Source organism: Butyrivibrio sp. LB2008 (genome assembly GCF_000621565.1).
Taxonomy (GTDB): domain Bacteria; phylum Bacillota; class Clostridia; order Lachnospirales; family Lachnospiraceae; genus Butyrivibrio.
Window position 1 is genome coordinate 89,602 of the sequence record NZ_KK211305.1, and the last position, 13,800, is coordinate 103,401.

The 13,800-nt window shown below is 43.3% G+C and carries 12 protein-coding genes; 11 read left to right on the plus strand and 1 reads right to left on the minus strand.

Annotated features, from left to right (window positions below; translation table 11 throughout):
• Positions 1-29: 29 nt before the first annotated feature.
• From T356_RS0110385 to T356_RS0110405, 5 genes are all read left to right on the plus strand, one after another.
• Positions 30-1,253 (plus strand): murein hydrolase activator EnvC family protein, encoded by a 1,224-nt coding sequence (locus T356_RS0110385; protein WP_242846592.1) that lies wholly within the window; start codon positions 30-32, stop codon positions 1,251-1,253.
• 23 nt (positions 1,254-1,276) lie between these two features.
• Entirely contained in the window at positions 1,277-2,554 is a 1,278-nt protein-coding gene (locus T356_RS0110390; protein WP_051563358.1) for a S41 family peptidase, read from the plus strand.
• A gap of 119 nt (positions 2,555-2,673) precedes the next feature.
• Positions 2,674-3,462, plus strand: coding sequence for a PP2C family protein-serine/threonine phosphatase (locus T356_RS0110395; RefSeq protein ID WP_026514426.1), 789 nt, complete (start codon positions 2,674-2,676; stop codon positions 3,460-3,462).
• Entirely contained in the window at positions 3,459-4,445 is a 987-nt protein-coding gene (locus T356_RS19125; RefSeq protein WP_051563360.1) for a serine/threonine protein kinase, read from the plus strand. Before T356_RS0110395 ends, T356_RS19125 begins: the two co-directional genes overlap by 4 nt.
• Positions 4,442-4,678, plus strand: coding sequence for a hypothetical protein (locus T356_RS0110405; RefSeq protein WP_026514427.1), 237 nt, complete (start codon positions 4,442-4,444; stop codon positions 4,676-4,678). Before T356_RS19125 ends, T356_RS0110405 begins: the two co-directional genes overlap by 4 nt.
• A gap of 62 nt (positions 4,679-4,740) precedes the next feature.
• On the opposite strand, the gene T356_RS0110410 is transcribed toward T356_RS0110405, so the two are convergent.
• On the minus strand, positions 4,741-5,028 hold the full coding sequence (locus tag T356_RS0110410) for a helix-turn-helix domain-containing protein (protein WP_026514428.1): 288 nt from the start codon (positions 5,026-5,028) through the stop codon (positions 4,741-4,743).
• Positions 5,029-5,284: 256 nt separating this feature from the next.
• Here T356_RS0110410 and uvrB point away from each other — a divergent pair, with 256 nt between their 5' ends.
• From uvrB to T356_RS20410, 6 genes are all read left to right on the plus strand, one after another.
• Positions 5,285-7,276 (plus strand): excinuclease ABC subunit UvrB, encoded by a 1,992-nt coding sequence (gene uvrB, locus T356_RS0110415; protein ID WP_026514429.1) that lies wholly within the window; start codon positions 5,285-5,287, stop codon positions 7,274-7,276.
• A gap of 52 nt (positions 7,277-7,328) precedes the next feature.
• Positions 7,329-10,205 (plus strand): excinuclease ABC subunit UvrA, encoded by a 2,877-nt coding sequence (gene uvrA, locus T356_RS0110420; protein ID WP_051563414.1) that lies wholly within the window; start codon positions 7,329-7,331, stop codon positions 10,203-10,205.
• Between the two features lie 289 nt (positions 10,206-10,494).
• Complete coding sequence (locus T356_RS0110425; protein ID WP_026514431.1) at positions 10,495-11,487, plus strand: rod shape-determining protein; 993 nt, start codon at positions 10,495-10,497, stop codon at positions 11,485-11,487.
• Positions 11,488-11,555: 68 nt separating this feature from the next.
• Positions 11,556-12,386, plus strand: a complete 831-nt coding sequence (locus T356_RS0110430; RefSeq protein ID WP_026514432.1) for a flagellar hook-basal body protein — start codon at positions 11,556-11,558, stop codon at positions 12,384-12,386.
• A gap of 90 nt (positions 12,387-12,476) precedes the next feature.
• The gene (locus T356_RS0110435) at positions 12,477-13,307 is read left to right on the plus strand and encodes a flagellar hook-basal body protein (protein ID WP_026514433.1); all 831 of its coding nucleotides are present in this window, start codon (positions 12,477-12,479) and stop codon (positions 13,305-13,307) included.
• A gap of 16 nt (positions 13,308-13,323) precedes the next feature.
• Positions 13,324-13,758, plus strand: a complete 435-nt coding sequence (locus T356_RS20410; protein ID WP_051563361.1) for a hypothetical protein — start codon at positions 13,324-13,326, stop codon at positions 13,756-13,758.
• Positions 13,759-13,800 lie beyond the last annotated feature (42 nt).

Genomic DNA, 13,800 nt, shown 5'->3' on the forward strand with positions numbered 1-13,800 from the left:
TCAAATAATTAAAAGGAAGATCAGGAAATTTGAACAGATTAAGAAAAGGCACGTTAAATAGGCTGTTTCGTGCGTTGGCTTGTGTCATGATTCTGATATTTACCTTTGATGCCGGGAATATCATGGTGTCTGCGGAAGTTACAGAAGACAGCATTAAAGCCAAAGAAGCTCAGATTTCTAAGCAGAAAGAGGAAAGAGATAGCCTAAAGAACGCTAAGACCAATCTTGAAAATGTAAAAAAAGAGCTTGAAAAAGATAAGTCTAATCTAAATAAATATATTGCTGAACTTGATGCTTCCTTGACAGAAATACAGAGTAAGATAGACGAACTCAGTGGTAATATTGAGAAAAAAGAAACTGAGATCAAAGAGACTACGGATGATCTGAATGAGGCGGAGCGCACGCAGAAGGCCCAGTATGAGGCTATGAAGCAGCGAATCAAGTTCATGTATGAACGCGGAAATACGATTTATTTAGAACTCTTGTTAGGTGCCGGCAGTTATGCGGACATGCTCAATAAAGCCGAGTATACCGAGATGCTTTCTGCCTATGACAGGAAGAAGCTTAACGAGTATATAGCTACTACGGAACTTATTGCGCTCAATAAGAAGGCACTTGAAGAAGAAAAAGAAACCCTCAACCTTGCCAAGGCAAGTAAACAGGAAGAAGAGGGCAACATGCAGAATCTTCTTGATGCCAAAGGTGCGGAGCTTCAGTCTGTTAAAGCTGATATAGGCGATAAGGAAGCGGCTATCGCTGAATATGAAGCGGAGATAAAGGCTGAGAATGAAGCTATCGCTGCACTTGAAAAAGAAGTTGCCGCAGATAAGGCTTCTTTATACAATAAATACAAGTATGACGGCGGAATGTTTACATTTCCTTGTCCCAACTATAGCAGAGTATCCGATCAATTCGGTATGAGAATTCACCCTACATTGGGAATACAAAAGATGCACAATGGTGTTGATTTTGCTGCTCCGGCCGGATCGGCTATCCTGGCGGCATATAACGGAACCGTAGTTGCAGCCGATTATAACGGAACAATGGGAAATTATGTGATGATCAATCACGGAGCCGGGTTGTATACTATATATATGCACTGTTCGGCTTTGTATGTTTCCAAAGGGCAGGATGTCACTGCGGGAACAAAGATAGCGGCAGTCGGTTCTACCGGAAGATCCACCGGTAATCATCTTCATTTTGGAGTCAGACTTAACGGAGCTTATGTTAGTCCATGGAATTATCTAAAATAAAATTGGACAGGAGATAAAGAACATTGGAAAACGAAATTATTGAGAACAACGAGTTGACAGAGAAACAGGCCGTAAGTGATGCTGAGACGGAGAAGAAGCTCAAAAGAAGATTTATAAGCGGCATCATCATCGGAGCATTTTGTGCAATGTTCGTATTTGTTGCAGGTACGATCTGTTTTATTCTGGTAACCGGTGCCCGTGCAGGCAGTCGTGATGAACAGGGAATCCTAAACAGCAATACGATCAGAAAGGTCAAGCTGCTTGAGGGACTTGTTGACACAAACTATTACAAGGATGATGTGGATAAGACTGCTGAAGTGGAGGGAATGTACAAGGGACTCATTGATTCTCTGGGAGATCCGTATTCAGTCTATTACACAGAAGATGAGCTTAAAGAACTCAAGGCTGTTACAAAGGGCGTTTACTACGGAATCGGCGCATATGTCGGAATGGACAAAGAGAGAAATATTCCAATGATAACCGGCGTTATGGAAGGCGGCCCCGCCGATGAAGCCGGACTTATGGAAGGCGATGTGATCTATGAGGTCAACAAAGAGAGCACTCAGGGACTTAGTCTTGATGAGGTTGTTGCCAAGATAAAGGGAGAAAAAGGAACTTCCGTACATCTTACTCTTATAAGAGAAGGTCAGGCAGACAATGTTGAAGTTGATGTGACAAGAAATGAGATACAGGTTCCTACTGTTTCGACAGAACTTCTTAAGGATGGAATCGGATATCTTAAGATCACTGAATTTGATGAGATTACTACAGATCAGTTTACCGAAGGTCTTGCAGAACTTCGTGCAAGCAACATAAAGGGACTTATTATAGATCTTAGAAATAATCCCGGTGGAAATCTTATGACAGTATGCGATATCGCAAGGCAGATTCTTCCTAAAGGAAAAATCGTATACACTGTCGACAGGGATGGAAACAAGCAGGATTACACCTGCGACGGAAGTCATCAGATAGATATTCCTGTTGTTGTTCTTATTAATCAGTACTCTGCAAGTGCATCAGAAATACTTGCGGGAGCAATCAAGGATTATGGTATCGGTAAGCTTGTAGGCGTGACTACTTTCGGAAAAGGAATCGTGCAGAGCGTATTCGATCTTAACGACGGAACTGCAGTTAAACTTACAGTAAGTGATTACTACACTCCTAAGGGATTCAATATCCACAAGATAGGTATCGAGCCGGATGTTGAGATCGAGCTTGATGTAGACAAGGCCCAGAATGAAAAGATCGACACGCAGAAAGATAAGGCAGTCGAGGTCATGAAGGAGCTTCTTGACAAGTAAAACAATAAATAGTATTATCAGAAACTGTGTTTCGCAGATTTATATCTACATACGCAGTTTCTTTTTATTAATCTTATGCCCAAATCGGGCGATTTTCCGGTTGTTTTGAAAGGTAAGTTATGAAAGTTAAAGCATGTATTTATACTGATGCAGGTAAAAGCCGCAAGATCAATCAGGATTCGGTTCTTGTTAAGGTGGCAAATTCGGAAAAGCTTGGGAGAATCTCTTTTGTTGCCGTATGCGACGGAATGGGAGGACTTCCCAAGGGAGAGATAGCAAGCTGCAAGGTTGTCAGGTCTTTAGAGAACTGGTTTCATGAGGAACTGACTCTTATGCAGGATCTTGAATCCGACAGAATGTGGGATGTAATAGAAATGTCCTGGCGAAGGCTCGTTTCCGGGATTGGCGGAGAACTTAGAAGATATGCAAGACACAGAAAGATAGACCTTGGTACGACTCTAACGGCTCTTTTGCAGATAGGTGACAGATATATGATCATGAATGTCGGCGATTCCAGGATATATATAATTTCAAAGGGTGAGGTAAAAAAGCTTACGAAGGATCACAGTATGCTTCAAAAGAAGCTTGATGAAGGTCTTATCACAGAGAAAGAAGCAGTAAGTGACAGGGAAAAGAGCGTGCTTCTTAGATGCGTGGGCTCGATGAAAACGCCGGAACCTGACATAACACGCGGGATCATCGGAAGCGATTCGACCGTGATCGCATGCTCTGATGGATTTTGGCGGACTTTGGACAAGGAAGAACTATATAACAAACTTTGCCCGCAGATGTGCGTGACTTCGGAGGATATGCTTGAAGCGTGCAGGAAACTCGCAGAAAAAGCCTATGACAGAAAAGAAACCGACAATATCTCTGTTGCGGCGTTGTGTATGGAGCTCGGAGCATGAGAGGGTTAAGCAGATATAAGATATTAAAGAAAATAGGCGAAGGCGGAACGAGTGCAGTTTATCTGGCGTATGACAAACGCACGGGCAAAAAAGTTACCGTAAAAGTCTTGAAGGAAATCAAAGGAGCTCTCGGTAGGGCATCGATGTCCATGGAAGAAGAGGCATCTGTCTTAAAAAGGTTAAAGCATCCAAGAATCCAGCGGCTCGTGGATTACGGAGACGGTTACATGGTCACCAGGCACATTTCAGGAATCAGCCTTGCGGAAAAGCTGCATGCTAACGGAATACTTTCTGAAAAAGAGGCTGTCGGCATAGCGATAGAGCTTGCGGGAATACTTAAGTATTTGCACGGACTTCGTGAACCTGTGATATACAGAGACTTAAAGCCTGCCAATATCATTATCGGGAATGATAAAAAGGTGTATCTTATAGATTTCGGAGCTGCCAGGATCTACAGAAGAGGCGAAAAATCCGATACCTCTTTTCTCGGGACGGTAGGATTCGCAGCGCCCGAGCAGTACGGTACGCTTGGACAGACGAGCCCAAAGACTGATATATATTGCTTTGGCATGACGCTGTTGCAGATGACAACCGGAATAGACGTTAAGAATGAGAACGCGCTAGAAAACTTCAAGCTAAACGGCTCACCCAAACTTTCGGACGATCTTGTAAAGATAATAAACAAGTGCATAAAGCCGGAGCGCGATGACAGATTTAAGTCGTGCGGTGAGATAGAGAAAGCTCTTTTGGACAGCATTGTAAAAAGAAAACGTAGCGGAATAGTAAGATATCTGAAAAGGAGTATAGCGGCAGCAGGCCTTGCAGCTGCAATCTCGGGAACAATACTGTACGCAGAGCCTGTCAAAAAGTATGTCGTTTGCGATGCGGAAACCAGAATGCCCGCGTTCAAGGGAAGACTTTATAACGCCAAAGAAAGAATCGCAGAGTTTATCGGCAGAGAGCTTTTTAAGGAGGAGAAATGATAATATTCATATATACTTTTGGAGTGGCTTTTATAGGAATAATGCTGATATTGGGAGTGGTGAGCCTACTTACAAACGGCAGTACAAAACCGCAAATCCCTGAAGGCGAGGCAACTGCCGCAATGTGCACGACACAGCTTCTTGACCATATCGACGCAAAGAGAGTATCAACTTGCGAGGACTTCGTGATTGAGCAGGATATGGTGTATACGTATGATTCGTTTAATCTGTGAAATAAAGGAAAAATAGAAAGGCCGGAGATTATAACAATCTCCGGCTTTTTGGGTGCTTATTCTTAAACTTTATTCGGTTTAATGAACTCTACTTTTAGCTGCAAGCCGAGACCATGAGCCAATCTTTTAAGCATTTCGAGGCTGGGATTGCGGGTGCCTTTCTCGATTCGGCTGATATCGGCCTGTGTAATGCCGGTGCGTTCAGATAAATCTTTTTGGGTGAGATTTTGGCTTTTTCGAGCATCAATCATTGCCTGAATAATGTCGTATTCCGGAGCAAGGGCTTCATATTCTTTCTTTACTTCCGGGTTTTGAAGTGCTTTATTTTTATAATCTTTATAACTACTCATTTGGATACCTCCTTAAATGGTCGGTATTGTTCCGCTCTTGGGGTTGTAATAAATATATATTGTTATCTAAAATATATGTCGGATACGACATATTGTCAATTCTCCATTAGTATAACAAAATAAAAGAAAATTACGAACATGTGTTCAATTTTTGTAGACGCATAATTTATGAAATGATATACTGAAACGGCAGTATATCATTTCTTGCTTATAAAAATATTTTTGTATGACACAATTAGGAACAAGGGAAAAGAGAATGGAATTCAAATTACACTCTGAATTTAAACCAACCGGTGATCAGCCGCAGGCAATAAAGGAATTGGTTGAGGGATTTAAGCAAGGTAATCAATTCCAAACGCTTTTAGGTGTTACGGGAAGTGGTAAGACATTTACTATGGCGAACGTAATTGCAGCGTTAAACAAGCCTACGCTTATAATCAGCCATAATAAGACTCTTGCCGGCCAGCTCTACGGCGAGATGAAGGAATTTTTTCCTGAAAACGCAGTTGAATACTTCGTCTCCTACTACGATTACTATCAGCCGGAGGCGTACGTTCCTCAGACAGATACATATATTGCAAAAGATTCGTCGATAAATGATGAGATTGATAAGCTTAGACTTTCGGCAACGGCGTCGCTTTCGGAGAGGAAGGATGTAATCGTTGTTGCCAGTGTGTCTTGCATATACGGACTGGGAAGTCCTGATGAATTTAAGGGAATGTCGATTTCGCTTCGTCCCGGAATGCAGAAGGACAGAGACAAGACAATAGAAGAGCTTGTAGCTATTCAGTATACGAGAAACGATCTTGAACTTGGAAGATGTAACTTCAGGGTAAGAGGAGATACGATAGAGGTTTTCCCTGCCAATGCAGATGATTATCTGATCAGAATAGAGTTTTTTGGCGATGAGATAGACAGGATCACCGAGATTGAGCCTGTGACTGCCAAGGTCAGAAGCGAGCTTTCACATGTGATGATATATCCTGCATCGCACTATGTTGTTCCTCAGGAGAATATCAACATGGCGTGTGTTGAGATTGAGAAGGAACTTGAGGAACAGATCAAGTTCTTTAAGGGAGAAGACAGACTTATTGAAGCTCAGAGAATATCTGAGCGAACCAATTTTGATATAGAGATGCTCAAAGAAACAGGATTCTGTTCCGGAATTGAGAACTACTCAAGGCATCTTAACTTTATGGCGCCGGGAGAGCCTCCGCTTACGCTTTTGGACTTCTTTGACAGGGATTTCCTGATAATAGTGGATGAGTCGCACATGACGATACCGCAGGTTGGAGCCATGTATCACGGAGACAGGAGCAGGAAACTTACACTTGTTGACTATGGATTCAGATTGCCGTCGGCGCTTGATAACAGGCCTCTTAATTTTGAGGAATTTGAATCGCACATCGATCAGATGCTCTTTTGCTCCGCTACGCCCGGTAAATATGAGGAAGAGCATGAACTACTGCGAACGGAGCAGGTAATAAGACCTACGGGACTTCTCGATCCTGAGATCTCCGTAAGACCTGTTGAGGGGCAGATTGATGACCTTATAGGTGAGATACGAACAGAGATAGATAAGAAGAATAAGGTCCTCGTAACGACACTCACCAAGAGAATGGCTGAAGACCTCACCGAGTATCTTGCTGAGTCGGGAATAAGGGTAAAATATCTTCATTCCGATATTGATACTCTTGAAAGAGCAGAAATCATCAGGGATATGAGACTTGATGTATTTGATGTTCTGGTTGGTATCAATCTTTTGAGAGAGGGACTTGATATCCCGGAGATCTCGCTTGTTGCGATAATCGATGCGGACAAGGAGGGATTCCTTCGTTCGGAGACATCGCTTATTCAGACAATCGGCCGTGCTGCGCGTAATGCGGAAGGTCGCGTTATCATGTATGCCGATAATATGACGGATTCTATGCAGAAAGCCATAGATGAAACGGCAAGAAGACGCAAGATACAGGAAGAGTATAATAAGGAACACGGAATAACTCCGCAGACCATAAAGAAGGCGGTAAGAGAGCTTATTGCCGTAACAAAGGCCATTGCCAAGGAAGAAGTTAAATTTGAAAAAGATCCTGAGGCAATGGATAAGGATGAACTTGAGAAACTCATCGGAGAGGTTCAGAAGAAGATGAAGCGTGCAGCTACAGAGCTCGACTTTGAGACTGCGGCGACACTCAGAGATCGAATGATAGAACTTAAGAAAATCTATAATGACCTGACAGAGGGTAAATAACCCGGACAACGGACAGGTGACAGGAGATAAACATATGCCTGATAACAGCAGAATGACAAAAAAGAATACGACAGCAAAGAGAATACTTCCCACGGATATTCATGATTACATCAGAGTCCGCGGGGCGGATGAACATAATCTGAAACATGTGAGCGTCAAGATACCCAGGGAGACTCTGACAGTTTTTACGGGACTTTCGGGATCCGGTAAGTCCTCGCTTGCTTTTGATACCATTTTTGCGGAAGGCCAGAGAAGATACATGGAATCACTCTCATCTTACGCGAGAATGTTCCTTGGTCAGATGGATAAGCCGAATGTTGAGAGGATTGAAGGACTTTCTCCAACAATTTCAATCGATCAGAAATCAACCAATAAGAATCCCAGATCGACTGTGGGAACGGTTACCGAGATATACGATCACTTCAGATTGTTGTACGCCAGAATTGGTATACCGCATTGTCCGAACTGCGGACGTGAGATCAGAAGGCAGACTGTTGACGAGATGTGCGATCAGATCATGGCTCTCGGCGATGGAACCAAGCTTCAGATACTCGCACCTGTTGTAAGGGGCAAAAAAGGTGAACATGCCAAGACTCTCGACAGGGCAAAAAGAGCAGGTTACGTCAGAGTAAGAATAGACGGAAGCCAGTATGAGCTTTCTGAAGAGATCAAGCTTGATAAGAATATTAAGCACAGTATTGAAGTTATAGTTGACAGAATTGTCATAAGAGATGATAACGAGAATCTTAGGAAGAGACTTACGGATTCTGTGGAGACAGCGTTGCAGCTCGCGGAGGGACTTCTTACCGTTGATGTTATTGATGGCAAAGAACTTAATTTCAGTCAGAACTTTGCCTGCCCCGATTGCGGAATCAGTATTCCCGAGATCGAGCCAAGAAGTTTTTCGTTCAACAATCCCTTCGGCGCCTGCCCTGATTGTGCGGGACTTGGATATAAGATGGAATTTGACGAGGATCTTATGATTCCGGATAAGACTCTTTCCATAAATGACGGATGTATCGTTGTTATGGGATGGCAGTCTGCAAATAAAGAGGGAAGCTTTAGCAATGCGACATTGAAAGCGCTTGCCAAAGCTTATAAGTTCAGCCTTGATACTCCGTTCTGCGACCTTCCTGAGAAGGTAAGACATATGCTTATACACGGAGCTGACAAGACTGTCAATGTTCATTACAAGGGATCGAGAGGAGAAGGTGATTATCCTATTCTTTTCGACGGTCTTATTAAGAATGTTGAACAGAGATACAGAGAGACTTTTTCTGAAACGGCAAAGGCTGAATATCAGGAGTTTATGAGAATTACACCTTGTCAGCTTTGCGGCGGACAGAGGCTTAAGAAAGAATCGCTGGCGGTTACTGTAGATAATAAGAATATCTATGAGATTACATCGATGTCGGTTGATGAACTTCAGAACTACCTTGAGAATCTCAAACTTAGTGAGCATCAGGAGCTTGTCGGCGCGCAGGTTCTGAAAGAGATAAGGGCAAGAGTAGGATTTCTTGTTGATGTTGGACTAGGATATCTGTCTCTTTCGAGAGCTACAGGTACGCTTTCGGGCGGAGAGGCGCAGCGTATAAGGCTTGCCACGCAGATCGGCTCAGGACTGTGCGGAGTGTGCTATATCCTCGATGAGCCGAGTATCGGACTCCATCAGAGGGATAATGACAAACTTCTCAATACGCTCAAGAATCTGAGAGATCTTGGAAATACTCTTATCGTTGTAGAGCACGATGAAGACACGATGAGAGAAGCTGATTATATTGTAGATGTCGGACCGGGTGCAGGTTCCAGGGGCGGTAAGATTGTTGCTACAGGAACTGCCGAAGAGATCATGAAGGTCGAGGAGTCCATAACGGGTCAGTATCTTGCGGGTAAGCTCAAGATCGAAGTTCCGGAAGTCAGAAGAGAGCCAAAAGGATGGCTTAAGGTACTTGGTGCCTGCGAGAATAACTTAAAGAATGTGGATATAGATGTTCCGCTCGGTGTACTTACCATAGTTACCGGTGTTTCAGGTTCGGGAAAGAGTTCTTTTGTCAATGAGATACTCTACAAGCACCTTGCAAGAGACCTTAACAGGGCGAGATGCATTCCCGGCAAACATAAGGGAATTGAAGGTCTTGAACAGGTTGATAAGGTTATCGCGATCGATCAGTCGCCTATCGGAAGAACCCCGAGGTCAAATCCCGCGACATATACAGGCGTGTTTGATATGATAAGGGATCTTTTTGCCGGAACTCCGGATGCAAAAGCAAGAGGATACAAGAAGGGAAGATTCTCGTTTAACGTAAAGGGCGGCAGATGCGAAGCTTGCGGCGGTGACGGAATCATCAAGATTGAGATGCACTTTTTGCCGGATGTATATGTTCCATGTGAGGTCTGCGGTGGAAAGAGATATAATCATGAAACTTTGGAAGTTAAGTACAAGGGAAAAAGTATCTATGATGTCCTCAATATGACGGTTGAAGAGGCGCTTACTTTCTTTGAGAATGTCAGAACGATCAAGAGAAAGATACAGACGCTTTATGATGTAGGACTGGGATACGTCAAGCTTGGCCAGCCCAGCACGGAACTTTCGGGCGGAGAGGCGCAGAGAATAAAGCTTGCGACTGAGCTTAGTAAGGTCAGTACAGGAAAGACGGTATATATCCTCGATGAGCCTACGACGGGCCTTCATTTTGCCGATGTTCAGAAGCTTGTGAAGATCATGCATGAACTGGTTGAACAGGGCAATACGGTTGTGGTGATCGAGCACAATCTTGATGTGATAAAGACAGGCGATTATATCATCGACATGGGCCCCGAGGGCGGATCCGGAGGTGGAACTGTGGTTGCATGCGGTACGCCGGAAGAAGTTGCCAAGTGCAAAAAGTCATATACGGGAGCATACATTAAACGGATGCTAAAGAAATAATCATTATCGGTTTTTTCCTAAAGAAAAATTGATTAATTTTAACACATCCTTAAAAAACGCATGGTTAGGGCGTTTTGCTGGAAATTTTTAAAAATCTTCCCGAAAATACGTAAAAAAATGATTTGAAAGTTAAGTTTTATTAGGAAATGTCCGATATAAATAAAGGTAGCCCCTTTTAAATCTCAATAAGATGGTTTATAATGGCAATGTATTATTAACATTTTATTATCCGCAATTATGCGCTGAAATAAATGAATGACACACAGTTTTGAAAGGGGTACCTTTAATTATGCAGTACGCAGACATCGGAATTGATTTAGGAACGGCATCTGTTCTTGTTTACATAAGGGGCAAGGGAGTAGTTCTTAAGGAACCTTCTGTAGTTGCTTATGACAGAGATACAGAGGAAATCAAGGCAATCGGTGAGGATGCAAGGCTTATGCTGGGACGTACACCCGGCAATATTGTCGCCGTAAGACCTCTGAGACAGGGAGTTATCTCTAATTACAAAATTACTGAGCAGATGATGAGATACTTCATTAGGAAGGCTATCGGTAAAAAATTTCATAGGAAACCTTTTATAGCTGTATGTGTTCCCAGTGGAGCTACGGAAGTTGAGAAGAAAGCCGTAGAAGATGCTACAAGACTTTGCGGTGCAAGAGATGTTAAGACTATCGAAGAGCCTATCGCAGCAGCGATCGGAGCAGGAATTGATATAACAAAGCCCTGCGGAAACATGATCGTTGATATAGGCGGTGGTACATCTGATATTGCAGTTATTTCTCTTGGCGGAACGGTTGTAAGTACATCCGTTAAGGTTGCCGGAGATGACTTTGATGAAGCTATCGTTCGTTACATGAGAAAGAAGCACAATCTTCTTATCGGTGACAGAACTGCTGAGGATATAAAGATTAAGATCGGTTCGGCTTATCCAAGACCGGAAGACGATTTCCTCGATGTAAGGGGACGTAACCTTGTTACAGGTCTTCCGAAGACTGTAAGAGTATCTTCTGAAGAGACAGAGGAAGCACTAAGAGAACCTACATCACAGATTATTGAAGCTATTCACAGTGTTCTTGAGAACACACCTCCGGAACTTGCGGCAGATATCGCCGACAGAGGAATTGTTCTTACAGGTGGCGGAGCACTTCTTCGCGGACTTGAAGATCTTATCTATTCAAAGACCGGAATCAATACTATGACAGCAGAGGATCCTATGACGGCAGTTGCCATCGGAACAGGCCGCTATGTAGAGTTTATTGTCGGTTACCATCAGGATTGATGATCCGCAATAAGATATATCAAGGATTGAACTATAAGGAATGACCAGGACGGTATGAGGGAAAGAGAATGGTAAAAGGTCTTTATACTGCTTACACAGGAATGATCAATGAGCAGCACAGAATGGATGTGCTGACAAACAATCTCGCCAATGCCAACACCAACGGTTATAAGAAGGAAGGCGCAACATCACAGTCTTTCAGTGATCAGCTTGCGCTCAAAATTAAAGATTATACTGATGCCCCGTTCACTGCGCGTGGACTGGGCATTATTAATCCCGGTGTAAAGATTGGTGAAGGCTATGTTGATTGGTCCGAAGGCCCTATGAAGGAGACAGGACACAAATATGACATGGCTATCGGCGGATACGGATTTTTTGGAATTGAATATACCAATAAAGCCGTGAATATTGAGAGAGATGTTCCGAATCAGACTAATATAATGTATACCAGAGACGGTAATTTCACAGTGACTGAAGAGGGAGAGCTTGTTACTCAGGATGGTGACTTTGTTCTTTCACAGGACGGAGGACATATCCAGCTTGATCCTTCACTTCCGGTTGAAGTCAGCATGAACGGTAATATCATACAGGACGGCGAGATAGTATCAACTATCGGAGTCTTTGATTTTGAGAAGACAACATACGCTGACGGACGTATCACATACGATAATCTTGAGCATTACGGTGAAAACATGTATATTCCCGTCAACGGAGCCAATCCTATAGAGGGAACCGGACGTGTGTATTCTGGATTTTTGGAGCAGTCCAATGTATCTGTTGTTGATGAGATGGTCAATATGATCGCAGTACAGAGAAATTATGATACGAACCAGAGAATGATAACGACTATCGATGATACGCTTGATATTGCTGCAAATCAGCTTGGAAGACTTCAGTAATAAAATTGGTTTGATATAAAAATTTATACTTTTTTTATAAAGTATTACGGACATTGTGCCGATACATACCAAAGAGAGGGAGGTATGTCTATGGTTAGAAGTTTATGGTCAGCGGCAACAGGAATGAATGCCCAGCAGACAAACGTAGATACTATATCGAACAACCTTGCAAATGTTAATACAGTCGGATATAAGGCACAGGGAGCACAGTTTAAGTCTCTTTTGTACCAGGAGCTTCAGACAGTTACAACTACAGCAAACGGCGAACCTAAGCCAACCAATTCACAGGTGGGACTTGGTGTTCGTACATCTACTATAAATCAGTATTTTTCACAGGGATCTTACCAGAGCAGTGACAACCCGGCAGCTATTGCAATAAGCGGAGACGGCTTCTTTGCTTATACCGCTGCGGACGGAGAGACTGTTCAGTACACCAGAAACGGTAATTTTACATGGGCTCTTCAGGAAACGGGAGGAACAACTCTTGAGCTTACAACAGCTGAAGGAAATCCTGTTCTTGGAATAGACGGCAATCCTATCGTGGTTGATGGAAATGCTATTGCCAGCAGAATTACTATCGGCGGAGATGGAAAGATCTACTATCCGAATGAAGAAGGCGTTCCTCAGGAGCTTGGACCTCAGATCGGTTTGTGGCAGTTCCGCAACAGAGAGGGACTTGAGAGAGTCGGCGGTGCGGCTTGGCAGGAGACTGCTGCGAGCGGAGAGCCTATTCTTGAGGTTGAAGCAAACGGAGAGATCAAGCGCAGCACACTTGAGCAGGGCTATCTTGAGGGATCCAACGTTAATGTGGCAACTGAGATGGTAAATCTTATCGTTGCTCAGAGAGCTTATGAAATGAACTCAACCGCAATCCAGACAACAGACGAGATGATGCAGACAGCAAACGGTCTTAAGAGATAATTGATGGAGAATAATCATGGCGGGATTTGATATTAAAGGTTTAAATGCAACCGGCATAACTGAATATGCGATGCAGGAGAGCAAGAATGCCGCTACCGATGCTCTTAAAAACAAGCTCGAGCAGACTAACGAGAAGACTTCCGATGATGAACTCTGGGCTGCATGCAAGGGCTTCGAGTCTTATTTCCTTGAGCAGATATTCAAGGAGATGCAGAAGTCTGTTGATTCGCTTAAACCTGAAAAGTCAGATAGTTCAACTTCCACATTGGTGGATTATTTCAAGGATCAGACACTTCAGGATGTATGTGCGACATCTGTAGATAAGCAGAGTAACGGCTTTGCACAGATGCTCTATGAGAATCTGAAGAGAAATTACAATATTCCCGAAGCTCCCGCTGAGGAGAAGACGGAACAGAACACGGATGGAAATTCGGAAACAAGCAAACTGTGATCTGAATAAAATATGATTGAAGAAAGACTCAATTCTTAAGAA

Bases quoted from the DNA above. Each gene is read 5' to 3' on its own strand.
- uvrA (WP_051563414.1), top strand. From the start codon at position 7,329: ATGACAAAAAAGAATACGACAGCAAAGAGAATACTTCCCACGGATATT.
- T356_RS0110395 (WP_026514426.1), top strand. From the start codon at position 2,674: ATGAAAGTTAAAGCATGTATTTATACTGATGCAGGTAAAAGCCGCAAG.
- T356_RS20410 (WP_051563361.1), top strand. From the start codon at position 13,324: ATGGCGGGATTTGATATTAAAGGTTTAAATGCAACCGGCATAACTGAA.
- T356_RS0110410 (WP_026514428.1), bottom strand. From the start codon at position 5,028: ATGAGTAGTTATAAAGATTATAAAAATAAAGCACTTCAAAACCCGGAA.
- T356_RS19125 (WP_051563360.1), top strand. From the start codon at position 3,459: ATGAGAGGGTTAAGCAGATATAAGATATTAAAGAAAATAGGCGAAGGC.
- T356_RS0110405 (WP_026514427.1), top strand. From the start codon at position 4,442: ATGATAATATTCATATATACTTTTGGAGTGGCTTTTATAGGAATAATG.
- T356_RS0110430 (WP_026514432.1), top strand. From the start codon at position 11,556: ATGGTAAAAGGTCTTTATACTGCTTACACAGGAATGATCAATGAGCAG.
- T356_RS0110435 (WP_026514433.1), top strand. From the start codon at position 12,477: ATGGTTAGAAGTTTATGGTCAGCGGCAACAGGAATGAATGCCCAGCAG.
- uvrB (WP_026514429.1), top strand. From the start codon at position 5,285: ATGGAATTCAAATTACACTCTGAATTTAAACCAACCGGTGATCAGCCG.
- T356_RS0110425 (WP_026514431.1), top strand. From the start codon at position 10,495: ATGCAGTACGCAGACATCGGAATTGATTTAGGAACGGCATCTGTTCTT.